Origin of the sequence: Rhodococcus maanshanensis NBRC 100610, from assembly GCF_001894865.1 — a bacterium.
Classification (GTDB): Bacteria; Actinomycetota; Actinomycetes; order Mycobacteriales; family Mycobacteriaceae; genus Rhodococcus_G; species Rhodococcus_G maanshanensis.
This window is the reverse complement of record NZ_BCXA01000020.1, coordinates 121183-139006: the sequence shown is the minus strand read 5'-3', so window position 1 is coordinate 139006 and position 17824 is coordinate 121183. Positions and strand designations below refer to the sequence as shown.

16 protein-coding genes are annotated in these 17824 nt (G+C 70.1%); 1 reads left to right on the top strand and 15 read right to left on the bottom strand.

Translation table 11 applies throughout. The annotated features are described in order from the left end of the window. Positions 1 to 62: 62 nt before the first annotated feature. The gene (locus RM1_RS11160) at positions 63 to 461 is read right to left on the bottom strand and encodes a VOC family protein (RefSeq protein ID WP_072751347.1); all 399 of its coding nucleotides are present in this window, start codon (positions 459 to 461) and stop codon (positions 63 to 65) included. A gap of 122 nt (positions 462 to 583) precedes the next feature. Next, entirely contained in the window at positions 584 to 1183 is a 600-nt protein-coding gene (locus RM1_RS11155; RefSeq protein WP_072751346.1) for a TetR/AcrR family transcriptional regulator, read from the bottom strand. Positions 1184 to 1246: 63 nt separating this feature from the next. Here RM1_RS11155 and RM1_RS11150 point away from each other — a divergent pair, with 63 nt between their 5' ends. Next, the gene (locus RM1_RS11150) at positions 1247 to 2593 is read left to right on the top strand and encodes a flavin monoamine oxidase family protein (RefSeq protein WP_072751429.1); all 1347 of its coding nucleotides are present in this window, start codon (positions 1247 to 1249) and stop codon (positions 2591 to 2593) included. 1 nt (position 2594) lies between these two features. Here the strand turns inward: RM1_RS11150 and RM1_RS11145 are convergent, their stop codons facing one another. The 13 genes from RM1_RS11145 to pyrR form a co-directional block, all read right to left on the bottom strand. Beyond that, positions 2595 to 4610, bottom strand: coding sequence for a primosomal protein N' (locus RM1_RS11145; protein ID WP_245816229.1), 2016 nt, complete (start codon positions 4608 to 4610; stop codon positions 2595 to 2597). Positions 4611 to 4687: 77 nt separating this feature from the next. Further along, the gene (gene metK / locus RM1_RS11140; protein WP_072751345.1) at positions 4688 to 5902 is read right to left on the bottom strand and encodes a methionine adenosyltransferase; all 1215 of its coding nucleotides are present in this window, start codon (positions 5900 to 5902) and stop codon (positions 4688 to 4690) included. 152 nt (positions 5903 to 6054) lie between these two features. Beyond that, complete coding sequence (gene coaBC, locus RM1_RS11135) at positions 6055 to 7350, bottom strand: bifunctional phosphopantothenoylcysteine decarboxylase/phosphopantothenate--cysteine ligase CoaBC (RefSeq protein WP_072751344.1); 1296 nt, start codon at positions 7348 to 7350, stop codon at positions 6055 to 6057. Between the two features lie 10 nt (positions 7351 to 7360). After that, positions 7361 to 7663, bottom strand: coding sequence for a DNA-directed RNA polymerase subunit omega (gene rpoZ, locus RM1_RS11130; protein WP_027499672.1), 303 nt, complete (start codon positions 7661 to 7663; stop codon positions 7361 to 7363). 129 nt (positions 7664 to 7792) lie between these two features. After that, a complete protein-coding gene (gmk, locus tag RM1_RS11125; protein ID WP_169922309.1) occupies positions 7793 to 8410 on the bottom strand; it encodes a guanylate kinase in 618 nt (205 codons plus the stop codon). 25 nt (positions 8411 to 8435) lie between these two features. Next, positions 8436 to 8759, bottom strand: a complete 324-nt coding sequence (mihF, locus tag RM1_RS11120) for an integration host factor, actinobacterial type (protein WP_027499670.1) — start codon at positions 8757 to 8759, stop codon at positions 8436 to 8438. Between the two features lie 126 nt (positions 8760 to 8885). After that, positions 8886 to 9758, bottom strand: coding sequence for an orotidine-5'-phosphate decarboxylase (gene pyrF, locus RM1_RS11115; RefSeq protein WP_072751343.1), 873 nt, complete (start codon positions 9756 to 9758; stop codon positions 8886 to 8888). Further along, complete coding sequence (gene carB / locus RM1_RS11110; RefSeq protein WP_072751342.1) at positions 9755 to 13105, bottom strand: carbamoyl-phosphate synthase large subunit; 3351 nt, start codon at positions 13103 to 13105, stop codon at positions 9755 to 9757. Before carB ends, pyrF begins: the two co-directional genes overlap by 4 nt. Beyond that, positions 13105 to 14286 carry a glutamine-hydrolyzing carbamoyl-phosphate synthase small subunit gene (carA, locus tag RM1_RS11105; protein ID WP_245816220.1) on the bottom strand — a complete coding sequence of 394 codons (1182 nt, stop codon included), beginning with the start codon at positions 14284 to 14286 and terminating at the stop codon, positions 13105 to 13107. The genes carB and carA overlap by 1 nt, the downstream gene beginning before the upstream one ends. Further along, entirely contained in the window at positions 14283 to 14774 is a 492-nt protein-coding gene (locus RM1_RS11100; protein WP_072751340.1) for a PH-like domain-containing protein, read from the bottom strand. The genes carA and RM1_RS11100 overlap by 4 nt, the downstream gene beginning before the upstream one ends. Then, positions 14771 to 16066 carry a dihydroorotase gene (locus tag RM1_RS11095; protein ID WP_072751339.1) on the bottom strand — a complete coding sequence of 432 codons (1296 nt, stop codon included), beginning with the start codon at positions 16064 to 16066 and terminating at the stop codon, positions 14771 to 14773. The genes RM1_RS11100 and RM1_RS11095 overlap by 4 nt, the downstream gene beginning before the upstream one ends. Then, positions 16063 to 17007, bottom strand: a complete 945-nt coding sequence (locus tag RM1_RS11090; protein ID WP_027499664.1) for an aspartate carbamoyltransferase catalytic subunit — start codon at positions 17005 to 17007, stop codon at positions 16063 to 16065. The genes RM1_RS11095 and RM1_RS11090 overlap by 4 nt, the downstream gene beginning before the upstream one ends. Further along, positions 17004 to 17654 carry a bifunctional pyr operon transcriptional regulator/uracil phosphoribosyltransferase PyrR gene (pyrR, locus tag RM1_RS11085; RefSeq protein WP_072751338.1) on the bottom strand — a complete coding sequence of 217 codons (651 nt, stop codon included), beginning with the start codon at positions 17652 to 17654 and terminating at the stop codon, positions 17004 to 17006. The genes RM1_RS11090 and pyrR overlap by 4 nt, the downstream gene beginning before the upstream one ends. Between the last annotated feature and the right edge of the window lie 170 nt (positions 17655 to 17824).

Below are 17824 nucleotides of genomic sequence, written 5' to 3'. Positions count from 1 at the left end.
GGTGAACCACGAATCCACCTCCAGTGAACGCCCTGACAGTGCGCGACACAACCGCCGAGTGCTTACGCCGGCGGCGCGAAGAACTCGAGGGCGATGTTGTCCGGATCCCGGAAGGAGAGACCGGATCCGTAGTGCGCTGATTTGATCCCGCCATGCGCTATCCCCAGGGTGTCGAGCCGATCCCGCCATCCGGGCAGCTCGTCGGAGGAACACCGGAACGCAATATGGTCGAGACCGACTTGCCGTTCATCGAATGTCGTGGGGGTACCACCACCGGTGTGGGTGTGTAGCCCGAAGAGCGTTCCGTCGTCGAGTGCGAACACGGTGTGGTGGAAGGTTCCCGACGCCTCGTCCTCGTCGAGCACTGGCGCCGCCCCGAACAATGCGCTGTACCAAGCGGTGCTGGCGGACAGGTCCGATACCGTGATCGCGATGTGGGCAAGGCCCGGGAAACTGGACATCTGTCAGCTCGCTTCCTCGAAGAAGGCGTTCATCGGCTGATCCGGCGCGGGCTTTCAACCTATCGAACAATTCTCGTCGACGGAGTGCATCGGGAGGCGCCGCTCGACGTTCTCCCGACCGGTCAGGCCCTCAGACCGGACAGCAGCTCCAAGATCACCCGGGCCGCCTCCTCGCGCGCGAGGACGGGATCGGGCGCGCGGACCGCGGCCAGCGAGATCTCGGTGATCGCGCCGAAGACGGCCGCAGCGACGAGCTCGTCGGGGTGCGGGCGGATCACCCCAGCCTCGCGCAGCGCGCGCACGTCATCGAGCACGAGCCCCCGCAGGTACCGCTGGTCGAGCTCGCGCCACCGATCCCAGCCGAGCGCGACCGGGCCCTGCAGCAGCACGATCTCGCGGTAGTCGGGTTCGGCGCACACCGCGAGGAACTCGTCCAGCCCGGCGGACTGTCGATCCCACGGGTCCTCGTGCGCGGCCATCGCCGCACCGACCCGCCGCGCTGCGCGCTCCTCCTGCTCCTCGAAGAGCGCCTCGAACAGACCCTGTTTGCCGTCGAAGTGGTGGTACAGCGCACCGCGGGTGACGCCGCTCGTGGCGGCCAGTTCCTCCGCCGACACGGCACCGAACCCGCGCTCGACGAACAGCGCCAACCCGGCGTCGAGGAGCGCGCGCCGGGTGCTCTCGGCGTACTGCTCACGGCGGCTGACCTTGACATTCGGCATGCGCCATGTATAACACATACATACTGTATGTGAGATACGTCATGCATGAGAAGGGTGGACGAGATGGGTCAGACCACGGTGGATGTGGCGATCGTCGGGGCCGGGGTCGCGGGCCTGGTGGCCGCGCGCGACCTCACGCGCGACGGTAGGGAGGTGGTCGTGCTCGAGGCTCGTGACCGGGTGGGCGGCCGGCTGCTCAACGAGCGGCTTCCGGACGGCGGCCCGATCGAGGTCGGCGGACAGTGGGTCGGCCCTGGCCAGGACCGGGTGCTGGCGCTGCTCGCCGAGCTGGGAATCGACACGTTCCCCACCCACGACACCGGCAGACACATCGCCGAGTTCGCCGGCACCAGCACGACATACACCGGGCGCATCCCGAGGCTGAATCCGATCGCGCTCGCCGACATCGCGCAGGCACAGCACCGGATCGACCGCGCCGCGCGCCGGATCGTGCGGGAAGCCCCCTGGTCGACTCCCGGCGCGGCCGACCTCGACGGCCAGACCTTCGGCACGTGGCTCACCCGCCGCGTGCACACCCGTGCCGGCCGCTCCTTCATCCGGTTTCTCAGCCAGGCGGTGTTCTCGGCAGACCCGGAGGACCTGTCGGCGCTGTCGGCGCTGGCCTACATCGGAGCGGCCGGCGGCCTGGACCCGCTGATCAACACCCGCGGCGGCGCCCAGCAGGACCGCGTGGTCGGCGGCACCCAGGCCCTACCCCTCGCGCTGGCAGCCGAGCTCGGTGACCGGGTCGTGCTCGACTGCCCGGTGACCACCATCGACTGGGACGACGAGGGTGCCCGGCTGCACACGGCCGCAGGCACGGTGGTCTCTGCCCGGCGGGTCGTCGTCGCGGTGCCGCCCCCGCTCGCCGGGCGCATCCGCTACTGCCCCGGGCTCCCCGGCGACCGCGACCAACTGCTCCAGCGCATGCCGATGGGCCGGGTGATCAAGATCAACGTCGTCTACGACGAACCGTTCTGGCGCCGCGCCGGTTTCAGCGGACAGGTGACCAGCGATCGGCGACCGTTCGGCCTCGTGTTCGACAACACCCCGCCTGCGGGGGCACCCGGAGTCCTGGTCGGCTTTCTCGAGGGCACGCACGCCGACGAGGCCGCGCGCCGCACCCCCGCCGACCGCCGCGCGGCGGTACTCGACGACCTGGCGGCCTACTTCGGCCCGGCCGCGGCCCAGCCGATCGACTTCATCGAGAAGGACTGGGCGGCAGAGGAGTTCTCGCGCGGCGGATACGGCGCCTTCATGACCCCGCGCGCCTGCACCCGGTTCGGCGCCGCACTGCGCGCGCCGGTGGGACCGCTGCACTGGGCCGGCAGCGAGACCGCCACACGCTGGACCGGATACATCGACGGCGCCGTCGAGTCCGGCCACCGCGCGGCACGAGAGGTCCGCTAGCTCAGCCGATCCGGACGGGGTCGATCTGGACGCGGACCGACCCCGACTCGCGCCTGGCGCCGCGCACGGCCTGCGCCTCGGACAACGCCCTCGCCAGGGCGCCCCCGCTCCCCCGCGGCACCCGCAGCAGCATCCGCTCCACCTCGGCCGGCTCCGGACCGTCACCCGCGAACGGCAGCCGTTCGCCCGGCGGCAACGGCACCGGACCGAGCTGCTCAACCACGTCGGGCAGTTGCGCGTTCGCCAGCAACGTCTCGATCGCCTCGCGCGAACCGTCCACCGCTGCGATGTGCACGGTCGGCGGGAACCGGACCTCCGCCCGTTCGTCGAGCTGAGCCTGGGCCGCGCCAACCGGATCCCAGCGAACCAGCGACTGGACCGTCGGCAGGCTCGAGTCCGCGACCACCACGACCCGGCCGCCCTCGCCGGCGGGACGCGCCAGCGAGCCGGCCGTCATCCAGCGTCGCAACGTCTCCTCCTCGGCCCTCAGGTCCGCCCGCCCCAGCAACGCCCAGCCGTCGAGCAGGAGTACCGCGCCGTAGCCGCCCGGCATCACGGGTTCGGCACCGACCGTCGACACCACCAGTGCGGCACCGGGTTTCACGGTTGCCAACACCTCGCTGCCGCCCGAGGTGCGGACCGGCACCCCCGGAAAGGCCCGTCCCAGTTCCTCCGCGGTGCGGCCGGCACCGACGACCACCGCACGCAGCGACCGCGACCCGCACGCATTGCACCGATGGGTGGCGTCGGCGACACCGCACCACCGGCACGTCGGGGTGCCCGCACCGTCCGGCCCCACCGCCGACGCCAGCGACATCGGACCGTTGCACCGACGGCACCGGGCGGGCGCGCGGCACTTGCCACAGGCCAGGGACGGGACGTAGCCGCGCCGCGGTACCTGCACCAGGACGCCCGCCCCCGCCGCGAGCGCCTCCCTGGCCGCGGCAAAGGCGATCGCGGGCAGTCGCGCCGCCCTTGCGCCCGGGTCCCGGGCCAACGCGTGATCGCTGTCGGCGAGGGCTGTGACCTGCGGTGCCCTGGCCCGCACCTCGGCGCGGTCGGCCACCAGGTCGTGTGCCCAGCCCGAGTTAACCAGCGCCTGCGCCTCGGCGGTCCTGGCATGGCCGCCGAGCACCAGCGCGCAGCCGCTCGCGTGGGCCCTCAGCAGCGCCACCTCGCGAGCGTGCGGGTACGGCGAGCGCGGCTCGGAATGGCTGTCGTCGCCGTCGTCCCACACCGCCATCAGGCCGAGGTCCGGCACCGGCGCGAACACCGAGCTGCGGGTGCCGACCACGATCCGGGCGGTGCCCCGCAGCGCCGCGAGCCAGCGGCGGTACCGCATCGCAGGACCGAGCCCCGCCGCCAGCGGAACAACCAGATCGTCGCCGACCAGGTCGACACATGCCGCCGCGACCCGGTCGAGGTCCTTCTGGTCGGGCACCACCAGCACCGCGGTCCGACCGCGCGCCACGACCACGGCCGCCAGATCGGCCAGCCTGGCCGGCCAGTCCTCCCCTGGCAGCGCCTGCCAGACCGCCCGCGGACCTCGGCCTGCCCGCACCGCGGACACGAAGGCCTCCCCGTGCACGTAGCTCGTCCAGGCCTCGCAGCCTGGCGACTCGGGGGCGGGAGCCCGCTCGCCCGCCTGCTCGGCCTCGACGCGCGCGTGTCGGGGCGGAATCGCCAGCCGCAGCACGTCCGCCCTCGTGCCCGCGTACCGCTGGGCGACGGCGTCGACCAGCGCGGCGATCTCCTTGGTCAGCACCCGCTCGCCGCCGACCACCTTGTCCAGCCAGCCCAGCTTGCCGGGGTGTTCGCTCGTCTCGACCCGCTCGACGAGGAATCCGTCCACCAGCCGGCCAGCGAACCGAACGCGCACCCGCACCCCGGGCTGGGCCAGCTCGTCGAGCTCGCGCGGTACCCGGTAGTCGAACTCGCGGTCCAGGTGCGCGAGCGGCAGCATCGGGATCACCCTGGCGATCGGCAGATCCGCCGCCGGTTCCCGTTCCGCGCTCACCGCCACGGGCCGACCGCCCCGCACAGACGGCACGAGCCGCCCACCGGCATCGGTGAGCGGCTCGACGCTGCAGGCACTTAGAGCCCGGCGGCCGCGCGCAGCTTCTCGGCCCGGTCCGTGCGCTCCCAGGGGAGGTCGATGTCGGTGCGGCCGAAGTGCCCGTACGCCGCGGTCGGCGCGTAGATCGGGCGCAGCAGGTCGAGATCGCGGATGATCGCGCCGGGGCGCAGGTCGAAGACCTCGGTGATCGCCTTCTGGATCAACGCCGGATCGGTCCGCTCGGTGCCGAAGGTCTCCACGAACAGGCCGACGGGGGCCGCCTTGCCGATCGCGTACGCGACCTGCACCTCGATGCGCTCGGCCAGCCCCGCCGCGATGGCGTTCTTGGCGACCCACCGCATCGCGTACGCGGCGGAGCGGTCGACCTTCGACGGGTCCTTGCCCGAGAACGCGCCGCCGCCGTGGCGGGCCATGCCGCCGTAGGTGTCGACGATGATCTTGCGGCCGGTCAGGCCTGCGTCACCCATCGGGCCGCCGAGCACGAACTTGCCGGTGGGGTTCACCAGCAGCCGCACGTCCGTCGAGTCCAGGGTGGGGATGCCGATCTCGGCGAGGACGACGTCGAGCACCTTCTCCCTGATGTCCGGGGTGAGCAGGTTGTCGAGGTCGATGTCCGCCGCGTGCTGGGTGGAGATGACCACGGTGTCCAGCCGGACCGCCTTGTCCCCGTCGTACTCGATGGTGACCTGGGTCTTGCCGTCCGGGCGCAGGTAGGGCAGCACGCCGGTCTTGCGCACCACCGTGAGCCTGCGCGAGAGCCGGTGCGCGAGCGCGATCGGCAGCGGCATCAGCTCGGGCGTGTCGGTGCAGGCGTACCCGAACATCAGGCCCTGGTCGCCCGCGCCCTGGCGGTCGATCTCGTCGTCGGTGATGCCGTCGACGCGGGCCTCGTGCGAGTGGTCGACGCCCTGCGCGATCTCAGGGGACTGCGCGCCGATCGCGATGTTCACGCCGCAGGAGTTGCCGTCGAAGCCCTTGGCCGAGGAGTCGTAGCCGATCTCGAGGACCTTGTCGCGGACGATCTTGGGAATGTCCGCGTAGGCGGAGGTGGTGACCTCGCCCGCCACGTGCACCTGGCCGGTGGTCACCAGCGTCTCGACCGCGACCCGGCTGCGCGGGTCCTGTTCGAGCAATGCGTCGAGAATGGAGTCGCTGATCGCATCACAGATCTTGTCCGGGTGTCCCTCGGTCACAGACTCACTGGTGAATAGCCGACTGCCGGACTTGCTCACAGATCTCCCTCTCGCCACAGCGTTGGTATTGCCCCACAGACCCTAGTGCGGGGTACGACGGATATGAACCATTGAATTCAGCAGAAAAACGAAATCAGCGGAAATGTATTCCCTCCGCGCCGAGGACGACGACAAAGGGTCCGACTTCCAGACTACGAGGCCGGACCGTTCTGCGCGTGCGCGGCCCCGCCACGCTCCAGCAAGGACACCAGGGCGTCGAGCACCCGGCTGGCCATCAGGGCCTTGGAGCCGTACTCCAACGCGGTCTCGGAGCCGTCGGCGCCGAGCAGCCAGCCGTCGTTGTGGTCGACCTCGAACGCCTTGCCCTCCCCGACCGCGTTGACCACGAGCAGGTCGCAGCCCTTCCTGGCGAGCTTCGAGCGCGCGTGCGTGAGCACGTCGCCGTGCGCGTCCCCGGTCTCGGCCGCGAACCCGACGATCACGGAGGTGTTCGGCAGGTCGCCGTCGCGTCGCGACCGGACGAGCCCGGCCAGGATGTCCTCGTTGCGGGTCAGCGGGATCGTGTCGGGCTCGTCTGCGCCCTTCTTGATCTTGCTGTCGGCGATGGTGGACGGCCGGAAGTCCGCGACGGCCGCGGCCATCACGACCGCCTCCGCGGCGACCGCCGCCTTGTCAACGGCCTCTTTCAGCTCGCCGGCGGTGCGGATCCGGATCACCTCGAGCGCGGCCGGATCGGCCAGGTCCGCGGTGTATCCGGCGATCAGGGTCACCTCGGCGCCGCGCTGCGCGGCGAGCCGGGCGATGGCGTAGCCCTGCTTGCCCGAGCTGCGGTTGCCGAGGAACCGGACCGGGTCGAGGGGTTCACGGGTACCGCCGGCGGACACCAGGATCTTGCGACCGACGAGGTCGCGGCGGAGGGCGTCGGGCCGTTCGAGCAGCAGGGTCGCCAGCCCGACGATCTCGTCCGGCTCGGGCAGCCTGCCCGCGCCGGTATCCTTGCCGGTGAGCCGTCCCGAAGCGGGCTCGATCACGCAGGCTCCGCGTTCGCGCAGGGTCGCCACGTTCGCGACCGTCGCGGGGTGCTCCCACATCTCGGTGTGCATCGCGGGCGCGAACACCACCGGGCACCGCGCCGTGAGCAGGGTCGCGGTGAGCAGATCGTCGGCGCGCCCGTGCGCGGCCCTGGCCATCAGGTCGGCCGTCGCGGGCGCGATCACCACCAGGTCGGCCTCCTGGCCGAGCCGCACGTGCGGCACCTGCGGGACATCGGCGAAGACCCCCGTCTGCACCGGGTTGCCGGACAGCGCCTCGAACGTCGCGCGTCCGACGAACTCCAGCGCCGAGTCCGTGGGGATCACCCGCACGTGGTGGCCGCTCTCGGTGAAGCTGCGGATGATCGAACAGGCCTTGTATGCGGCAATTCCGCCGCCGACCCCGACGACGATGCGGCGGGGTCGGTCGGCGGAATCCGATAGGAGCTCGCTCACGGGCTCTGTATCACTCGCCCTCGGTGTGCTCGAGCAGATCGGAGTGGATCTCGCGCAGCGCGATGGAGAGCGGCTTCTCCTGGAGGCCCGGCTCGACCAGCGGGCCGACGTACTCGAGGATGCCGTCACCGAGCTGGTTGTAGTAGTCGTTGATCTGGCGGGCACGCTTGGCCGAGTAGATCACCAGGGCGTACTTCGAGGAGGTGCGGGCGAGCAGCTCGTCGATCGGCGGGTTGGTGATGCCCAACGGTGTGTCGTACGCCGGGACGCCGTGGCGCTCGGCGTCGGACAAGGCTGCTTGAGTTGCGCTCACTGGCGAATCTCCTGTGGTGGTCGGCGCTTGTTTCAACTGCAACTACTTCTGAGAACTGCAGGTTCGAGCAAAGGTGCTGCTAGTCGTGATCGGTGCTGTTTTCTAGACAGAATCCTGAACGAACGCCGACTATCGCGGCGTTCCAACCAACAAGGATACCAACTCGTCGCACGCACGGTCGACATCCTCGTTGACGATCACCGTGTCGAACTCGTCCTTGGCCGCCAATTCGACCTTCGCGGTCTCCAGCCGGCGGGCGACGACGTCCGCCGACTCGGTGCCGCGACCGGTCAGCCGGGACACCAGCTCCTCCCAGCTCGGCGGCGCGAGGAAGGCCAGAATCGCCTCCGGCATCGCCGCCCGGACGGCACGGGCGCCTGCCAGGTCGACCTCCACGAGCACGGGATGCCCCGCCTCGAGGGCCGCGACAACCGGCGCGGCCGGAGTGCCCGACCGCTGCAGCCCACCGTGGATCTCCGCCCATTCGAGCATCTCGCCCGCGGCGATCATCCGCTCGAACTCGGCAGCGGTGACGAACGTGTAGTCCTTGCCGTCGACCTCGCCGGGCCGCGGGTCTCTCGTCGTGGCAGACACGCTGAAGACCAGGTCGGGAAGTCGATCGTGGAGCTTGCGCACCACACTCGACTTGCCCACGGCTGAGGGGCCGGCCAGTACAACCAGCCGGCCCCTCTGCGCTGTGCTTTCCCCGCTGTTCGAAGCCGGGGTGGTCTTGCTGTTGTCTGACACGTTGTCTGTGTCAGCCACCAGATTCCTACTCAGCGTCGAAATCGAACCTGGTGAGCAGAGCCTTGCGCTGCCGATCACCGAGGCCACGGAGGCGACGGGTCGGAGCGATCTCCAGCTCGGTCATGATTTCCTGCGCCTTGACCTTGCCCACCTTGGGCAGGGCCTCGAGCAGTGCGGACACCTTCATCTTGCCGAGGATCTCGTTCTCTTCGGCATCCTTGAGGACCTGCTTCAGGTCGGTGCCGCCGCGCTTGAGGCGCTCCTTGAGCTCAGCCCTGGCCTTACGGGCTGCAGCCGCCTTCTCCAAAGCAGCGGCGCGCTGCTCATCAGTCAACTGGGGAAGGGCCACGGTTCCTCCGTCTCGTCGTGTGCAAATAGTCTTCTGCCACCGGTTAACCAGCAGCGATAGCGACCGTACTCACGCCGGGCGCCGATTGCGAACCCACCCCCCAGGTCAGCGCGTAATTCCGGTGGGTTATGCGAGCCCGTTCTCGACGTCGTCCCTGACCCGCTCCGCGGCCTCGCGAAGCGCGGAAACCGACGGCCCGTGCCGAAGAACATCTCGAGAAGTGTTGGGCAGCAACAACTCTCGAGAATCACGGAAAATCTCGGCCAGATCGGCGACGGTGGCGCCCTGCGCACCGAGGCCGGGCGCGAGAATCGGCCCGGAAAATTCCGATAAATCCAATCCGTGTCCGCGTGTCGCACCGACCACCAGGCCAACCGTGTCCAGTCCGTCCCGGTTCTGCGCGACGGCCGCGTCAACGATCGATTGCGCCACCGACACACTCTCACCAGCAGAAACGCCCGAAAGGTCGGCAGCGTCGAGCTGACCACCCAGCAACCGGGCGCCCTGCAACCGGCCACCCTCGGGATTGGAGGTACGGGCGAGCACGAAGAGTCCCCTGCCGTGCTCGGTCGCCAACTCGACGGCGGGCTCGAGCGCGCCGAACCCGAGATAGGGCGAGACCGTCACTGCGTCCGACGCCAGCGGCGTGTCCTCGCCGAGCCAGGCCTGCGAGTACGCCGCCATGGTCGAACCGATGTCGCCCCGCTTGGCATCGGCGATGACGAGCGTGCCGGCCGCGCGCACCACCGAGATGGTCCGCTCGAGCACCGCGTACCCGGCCGACCCGTATGCCTCGAAGAAGGCCACCTGTGGCTTCACCAGCGCCACATCGCCGACGAAGGCCTCCACGCATATCTCCGCGAAGGTCTCGACGCCCCCAGCGGTCTCTGGGAGCCCCCACGCCCGCAGCAGCGACGGGTGCGGGTCGATGCCCACGCACAGCCTGCCCCGGTCCGCTATGGCGGACCGGAGCCGGCTGCCCCAGCTGAGCTGGCTCACTTCTGTCCCGGCTCGCGCAGCGCCGCGTGCAGGTCCTGCAGCGAGCGCACACCGATGTCGCCCCTGATGCCCGCCTCGATGCCCTGGACCGCCGCCGAGGCACCCTGGACGGTGGTGATGCACGGGATGTTCACCGACACCGCCGCGCTGCGGATCTCGTAGCCGTCCACGCGAGGACCGGAGTTGCCGTACGGGGTGTTGATCACCATGTCGACCTCACCTGCCTTGATCTGGTCGACGATGGTGCGTGCGCCCTCGGGCAGGTCCTCGCCGGACTGCTTGTGCACCTCCTCGCAGGTGATGCCGTTTCGCCGCAGCACGTCCGCGGTGCCCTCGGTGGCCAGGATCGTGAAGCCGAGGTCGGCGAGCCGCTTGACCGGGAAGATCAGCGACCGCTTGTCCTTGTTCGCGACCGAGACGAACACCGCGCCGCTGGTCGGCAGCGAGCCGTACGCGGCGGTCTGGCTCTTGGCGAACGCGGTACCGAAGTCCGCGTCGATGCCCATCACCTCGCCGGTGGACTTCATCTCCGGGCTCAGCAGCGTGTCGACGCCGGTACCGTCGGCCCTGCGGAAGCGGTTGAACGGGAGCACCGCCTCCTTGACCGCGATCGGCGCGCCCGCCGGGGTGTTGCCGCCGTCCCCTGTGGCCGGTAGGACCCCGCTCGCGCGCAGGTCGGCGATGGACTCGCCGAGCATCACCCGGGCGCAGGCCTTGGCCAGCTGCACCGCCGTGGCCTTGGACACGAACGGCACCGTGCGGCTGGCGCGCGGGTTCGCCTCGAGGACGTACAGGATGTCGTCCTTGAGCGCGTACTGCACGTTCAGCAGGCCCTTGACCCCGATTCCCTTCGCGAGGGCCTCGGTCGAGCGCCGGACGTTCTCGAGGTCCGCCTTACCGAGCGTGATCGGCGGCAGCGCGCATGCCGAGTCGCCGGAGTGGATGCCTGCCTCCTCGATGTGCTCCATCACGCCGCCGAGGTACACCTCGGTGCCGTCGCACAGCGCGTCGACGTCGATCTCGACCGCATCCTCCAGGAACCGGTCCACCAGGACCGGGCGGTCGTCGGAGATCTCGGTGGCGCGAGAGATGTAGTCCTGCAGCGACTTCTCGTCGTACACGATCTCCATGCCGCGGCCGCCGAGCACGTAGGACGGACGCACCAGCACCGGGTAGCCGATGCCGCCCGCGATCTCGCGAGCACCGTCGAAGGTGGTCGCGGTGCCGAACTTCGGCGCGGGCAGGCCGGCCTCGGTGAGCACGCGGCCGAACTCGCCGCGGTCCTCCGCGAGATCGATGGCCTCGGGGCTGGTGCCGACGATCGGCACCCCCGCTGCCTTGAGCCGCTTCGCCAGGCCGAGCGGGGTCTGACCGCCGAGCTGGACGATCACGCCCGCGACCGTGCCCGATGCCGACTCGGCGCGGTAGACCTCGAGCACGTCCTCGAAGGTCAGCGGCTCGAAGTACAGCCGGTCCGCGGTGTCGTAGTCGGTGGAGACGGTCTCCGGGTTGCAGTTCACCATGACGGTCTCGTAGCCGGCCTCGGACAGCGTCAGCGCGGCGTGCACGCAGGAGTAGTCGAACTCGATGCCCTGACCGATGCGGTTCGGTCCCGAGCCGAGGATCAGCACCTTGGGCCGCTCGGTCTGCGGCGCGACCTCGGACTCCGCCTCGGGATCGAGCTCGTACGTGGAGTAGTGGTACGGCGTCTTGGCCTCGAACTCGGCGGCGCAGGTGTCGACGGTCTTGTAGACCGGGCGCACCTTCAGCTCGTCGCGCAGCGCGCGGACCGCGTCCTCGCCGGCCGGGCCGTCGCCGAACTCGGGACGCAGCGCGGCGATCTGCCGGTCGGACAGGCCGTGGTACTTGGCCTGGCGTAGGGTCGCCTCGTCGAGCGCCTCGGCCGCGCGAACCTGCTCCCCCATCTCGTGGATCTGCTGGAACTGGTCGAGGAACCACGGGTCGATCTTGGTGGCCTCGAAGAGCTGCTCGACGGTCGCGCCGAGCGCGAACGCCCGCTCGATGCCGTACATCCGGCCGTCCTGCGGCACGCTGAGGTCCGCGAGCAGCGCGTCCAGGTCGTCGCCCTCGACGTCGGGCCCGGTCCAGTAACCGGCGCGCTTGGTCTCGAGCGACCTCATCACCTTGCCGAAGGCCTCGGTGAAGTTGCGGCCGATCGACATCGCCTCGCCGACCGACTTCATGGTGGTGGTCAGGGTGCCGTCGGCGCCGGGGAACTTCTCGAACGCGAAGCGGGGCGCCTTCACCACGACGTAGTCGAGGGTCGGCTCGAAACAGGCCGGGGTCTCGCCGGTGATGTCGTTGACGATCTCGTCGAGCGTGTAGCCGATGGCCAGCTTCGCGGCCATCTTCGCGATCGGGTAGCCGGTCGCCTTCGACGCCAGCGCGGACGAGCGCGAGACGCGCGGGTTCATCTCGATGACGACCAGGCGGCCGTCGGTCGGGTCCATCGCGAACTGGATGTTGCAGCCGCCGGTGTCGACGCCGACCTCGCGCAGGATGTCGATGGAGAGGTCGCGCATCTTCTGGTACTCGCGGTCGGTCAGCGTCATGGCCGGGGCCACGGTCACCGAGTCGCCGGTGTGCACGCCGACCGGGTCGACGTTCTCGATCGAGCAGATGATGACCACGTTGTCGCGGCCGTCGCGCATCAGCTCGAGCTCGTACTCCTTCCAGCCGAGGATGGACTCCTCGATGAGCACGTTCGCGGTCGGCGAGGCGGCCAGGCCGCCACCGGCGATCCGGTTGAGGTCGTCCACGTCGTACGCCATGCCGGAGCCGAGGCCGCCCATGGTGAACGAGGGCCGCACGACGACCGGGTAGCCGAGCTCGGCAACGGTGTCGTGCACCTCCTCCATCGAGAAGCAGACCCGCGAGCGCGCGGACTCGCCGCCGACCTTGGCGACGATGTCCTTGAACTTCTGCCGGTCCTCGCCGCGCTGGATGGCGTCGAAGTCGGCGCCGATCAGCTCGACGTCGTACTTCTCGAGGATGCCCTGCTCGTGCAGCGCGACCGCGGTGTTCAGCGCGGTCTGGCCGCCGAGGGTGGCGAGCACGGCGTCGATCTTGTGGCCCTGCTCGGCCTCGCGAGCGATGACCTTCTCGACGAACTCGGCGGTGATCGGCTCGACGTAGGTGGCGTCGGCGAACTCGGGGTCGGTCATGATCGTGGCCGGGTTGGAGTTGACCAGCGACACGCGCAGGCCCTCCTCGCGCAGCACGCGACACGCCTGGGTGCCCGAGTAGTCGAACTCGCAGGCCTGGCCGATGACGATCGGTCCGGAACCGATCACCAGGATGTGCTTGAGATCTGTGCGACGTGGCATTACTTCTTGACTCCCTCGAGCAGGCTGGTGAAGCGGTCGAACAGGTAGGCGGCATCGTGCGGACCCGCCGCGGCCTCGGGGTGGTACTGCACCGAGAAGGCCGAGTCGTCGAGCAGGCGAACGCCCTCGACGGCGCCGTCGTTGGCGCAGGTGTGGCTGATCACGGCGCGGCCGAACGGGGTGTCGAACTCCTGGCCTGCCTCGCCCTCGAGCGCGAACCCGTGGTTCTGCGCGGTGATCGCGATCCGCCCGGTGCCGTGCTCGATCACCGGGATGTTGATGCCCCGGTGGCCGAACTTCATCTTGTAGGTGCTCAGGCCGAGCGCGCGGCCGAGGATCTGGTTGCCGAAGCAGATGCCGAACAGCGGCAGTCCCTGCCCGAGCACCTCCTTGGTCAGGTGGACCGCGCCGTCGGCGGTGGCCGGGTCGCCGGGGCCGTTGGACAGGAACACCCCGTCCGCGCCGAGGTCGAGGATCTGCTCGAGGCTCGCGTTCGAGGGCAGCACGTGCACCCGGATGCCGCGCTGGGCGAACATCCGCGGGGTGTTGGTCTTGATGCCGAGGTCGATGGCCGCGACCGTGAACCGGGCCTCGCCGCCGAGCGGCTCGATGATGTAGCCGCTGTCGGTGCTGACCTCACCCGCGAGGTCGGCGCCGAGCATGGACGGCTGGTCCTTGACGGCCTGCAGCATGGTGGCGTCGTCGGTCAGAGCCGCGCCGGAGAAGACACCGGCCCGCATGGAACCGCGGGTGCGCAGGTGCCGGACCAGGGCCCTGGTGTCGATGCCCGCGATGCCGACGATGCCCTGCCGGACGAGCTCGTCCTGCAGCGACCCAGTGGCGCGCCAGCTCGAGGTGCGGCGCGCGGGATCGCGGACCACGTAGCCTGCCACCCAGATCTTGTTGGAGTCGCCGGAGGCCTGGCGGCCCGCGCTCAGCGCCTCGCCGTCCTCACCGTTCCAGCCGGTGTTGCCGATCTGCGGGGCGGTGGAGACCACGATCTGACGGTGGTAGCTCGGGTCGGTGAGCGTCTCCTGGTAGCCCGTCATGCCGGTGCTGAAGACCGCCTCGCCGAGGGTCTGGCCGACCGCACCGAAGCTGGCGCCGCGGAAGATCCGCCCGTCCTCGAGGACCAGGGCCGCCGGTCCTGTGCCGCTCGCTGATTCAAAGCTGTCACTCACGCGTTCTCTCCGTTCACCCATGCCGGGTACACACTCTTGTCGTCTCCACGGAATCCGGTGTCGATCTCCGTTCCGGTGGGCAGCTCCCACCGGATCACCAGGACCCCGTCCTTGCTCATGACCTTGCCCGCGAGCCCGCGTTCGGTCCGGATCGCCCGGATCGAGGCCTGCGGGATCCAGATCGCCGAGGCGCCGTCTCGCTCGAGCAGCACACCCTTCTCGTGCCTGCTGAGATCGCCGGTCGCGCGGAAGCCGATGTCCCCCACCGCGATCCGGTCCTGCCAGCTGGGCGCGAGCGTGCTGCCCACGTACAGACCGCTGCTCGGCGGGATCAGCAGCGCGCCCAGGTCGGCAGGCACCGCGGGCAGCTCCCCGATCGCATCCGCCTGACGGCCCGCCCGCTTCTTCCAGCCCCGGTACATCAGCGCCACCATCAGCACCCAGAACAGCAGGAAGCCGAGCGTCAGCAGGATCCGGTCCGTACTCATGGCCGCACCTGCCCGTCCCCGACGGTGACCCGACCGCGCAGCAGGGTGGTGGTGACCCTGGCGCCGAAGGTCATCGCGTCGAACGGGCTGTTCTGAGCGATCGACGCCAGCTCCGGTGCCCGCACCGTCCACTCGCGATCCGGGTCGACCAGCGTCAGGTTGGCGGGCTCGCCGACCGCGATCGGCCGACCCTGATCGCTCAGTCCGACGATCTCGGCGGGCCGCTCGCTCATCACCCGGGCGACCCCGCGCCAGTCCAGCAGGCCGGTCTCGACCATCGTCTGCGCGACGATCGCCAGCGCCGTCTCCAGCCCGAGCATGCCCGGCCTCGCGGCCGAGAACTCGCAGCACTTGTCCTGCTCGGCGTGCGGGGCGTGGTCGGTGGCGACGCAGTCGATGACGCCGTCGGCCAGGCCCTGCCGCAGCGCGGCGATGTCGCTTTGCTCGCGCAGCGGCGGGTTCACCCGGTTCACCGCGTCGTAGGTCTCCAGCCGCGAGTCGTCGAGCAGCAGGTGGTGCGGGGTGACCTCGGCGGTGATCGAGATGCCCTGTCCGCGGGCCCACTTCATCAGCTCGACGGTGCCCGCGGTGGAGGCGTGGCAGATGTGCACGCGGGCGCCCGCGTCCCTGGCCAGCAGCGCGTCGCGGGCGACGATGGACTCCTCGGCGGCCCGCGGCCAGCCGGCAAGGCCGAGCCGGGCGGCGGTCGGGCCCTCGTGCGCGACGGCGCCGACGGTCAGCCGCGGCTCCTCCGCGTGCTGGGCGATCAGCACCCCGAGCGCGCTGGAGTACTCGAGCGCGCGGCGCATGATGAGCGGGTCGTACACGCAGTGTCCGTCGTCGGAGAACATCTTGACCTTGCCGATGCCAGACGCCATGGTGGCCATCTCCGCGAGCTGCTTGCCCTCGAGCCCGACGGTGACCGCGCCGACCGGGTGCACGTCGACAAGGCCGACCTCCTGCCCCCTGCGCCACACGTGGTCGGTGATCACGACGGAGTCGGCGACCGGGCTCGTGTTGGCCATCGCGAACACCGCGGTGTATCCGCCGAGCGCCCCCGCGGCCGAACCGGACTCGATGGTCTCGGTGTCCTCGCGGCCGGGTTCGCGCAGATGCGTGTGCAGGTCGACGAAGCCGGGCAGCAGCACCTGGCCGGCCGCCTCGATGACCTCGGCGCCCTCGGGTGCGTCCAGTCCCGCACCGATCCCGCGGATCTCACCGCCCGAGATCAGCACGTCCTGCGGCTCGCCCTCGCCGTAGATCCGCGCCCCGCGGATGATCACGTCGCTCACAGCGCTGCACCTTCCTCGGTACCGACCAACAACCCGAACAGGACAGCCATGCGAATGTGAACTCCGTTCGTAACCTGCTGCAACACTGCAGCTTTCGGTGAATCCGCGACCGCCGACGCGATCTCCATGCCACGCAGCATCGGGCCCGGGTGCAGGACGACGGCATGCTCGGCGAGCATGCCGAGCCGCTTCTCGGACAGCCCGTAGGTGATCGAGTACTCGCGCGGCGACGGGAAGAACCCGCCGTTCATGCGCTCGGCCTGCACCCGCAGCATCAGCACCGCGTCGACACCCGGCAGTTCCGCGTCCAGCGAATGCGACACGGTCACCGGCCAGCTCGACACCCCGACCGGCAGCAGGGTGGGCGGCGCGACCAGCACCACCTCCGCGCCGAGCGTGGACAGCAGGAAGGCGTTCGACCTGGCCACCCGGCTGTGCAGGATGTCGCCGACGATCGCGACCCGCTTGCCCGCGATGGAGCCGAGCCGCTGCCGCAGGGTCAGCGCGTCCAGCAGCGCCTGGGTGGGGTGCTCGTGGGTGCCGTCACCGGCGTTGATCACGGCAGGGCCGTCGTCGCCGTCCGCGGTCCACTCCGCGATCCGGTGCGCCGCACCGGAGGCCGGGTGCCGCACGATCAGCGCGTCGGCCCCCGCGGCACGCAGGGTCATCGCGGTGTCCCGTAGCGACTCACCCTTCGACACCGAGGAACTGCTGGCGCTGACGTTGATCACGTCGGCGCTCATCCACTTGCCCGCGACCTCGAAGGACACCCTGGTTCTTGTCGAGTTCTCGAAGAACACCGTCATCACGGTGCGTCCCCGCAGCGTCGGGAGCTTGCGGACCTCGCGCCCGAGCAGCGCCTGCTCGAAACGTTCGGCCTCGTCGAGCAGGCCTGTCGCGCTCTCGAGGGTCAGATCCGAAACCGACAACAGATGCTTCACAGATTCGGCTCCCCGCTCGCCTTGTTCCCGTCGCCGTGCGGTGCGGCCTTGGCCCCACCGCTCAGCGTCACGCTGTCGACCCCGTCGTGCTCGACCAACTGCACCTTGACGTCCTCGGTGCGCGCGGTCGGCACGTTCTTGCCGACGAAGTCGGCCCGCAGCGGGAGCTCGCGGTGGCCGCGATCGACCAGGACCGCGAGCTGGACGGCCTTGGGCCTGCCCAGGTCACGGAGCGCGTCGAGCGCCGAGCGCACGGTCCGCCCGGAGAACAGCACGTCGTCGACGAGGACCACGAGCGCCTGGTCGACCCCGCCCTCGGGCACGGAGGTGCGCTCGAGCGGCCGATGCGGCTTGGTCCGCAGATCGTCGCGGTACAGGGTGATGTCGAGCGAGCCGGTCGGGGGACGGACACCCGAGAACTCCTCGATCTTGTTCGCCAGCCGGTTGGCGAGGGTGGTGCCGCGCGTCGGGATCCCGATCAACACCACGCGGGGCGGGTCGGTCTCGGCGTCGAGCGCGGTCTTCTCGATGATCTGGTGCGCGATCCGCGCGATCGTCCGACCAACGTCGGCGGAAGAGAGCAGCTCCCTGGTGACAGGGTGATCCTGGGCCGATGAATCGGCGGAGGATGGCTCGGGCGTGAGCAAGCTGGACCTCCTTCTCCGCCTCTCTGGACGGATCGTTAAAGGATGTCTGACGCCCGCCAGCCTATCAGCGCGCCGACCAGGAAACCGAAGCGGTTCGGGGTGTGCTGAGCCACAGTCGAACCCCCGGTTCGACCGTGTCCACGGCCGGACGACGAACGCCGCGGACCGTG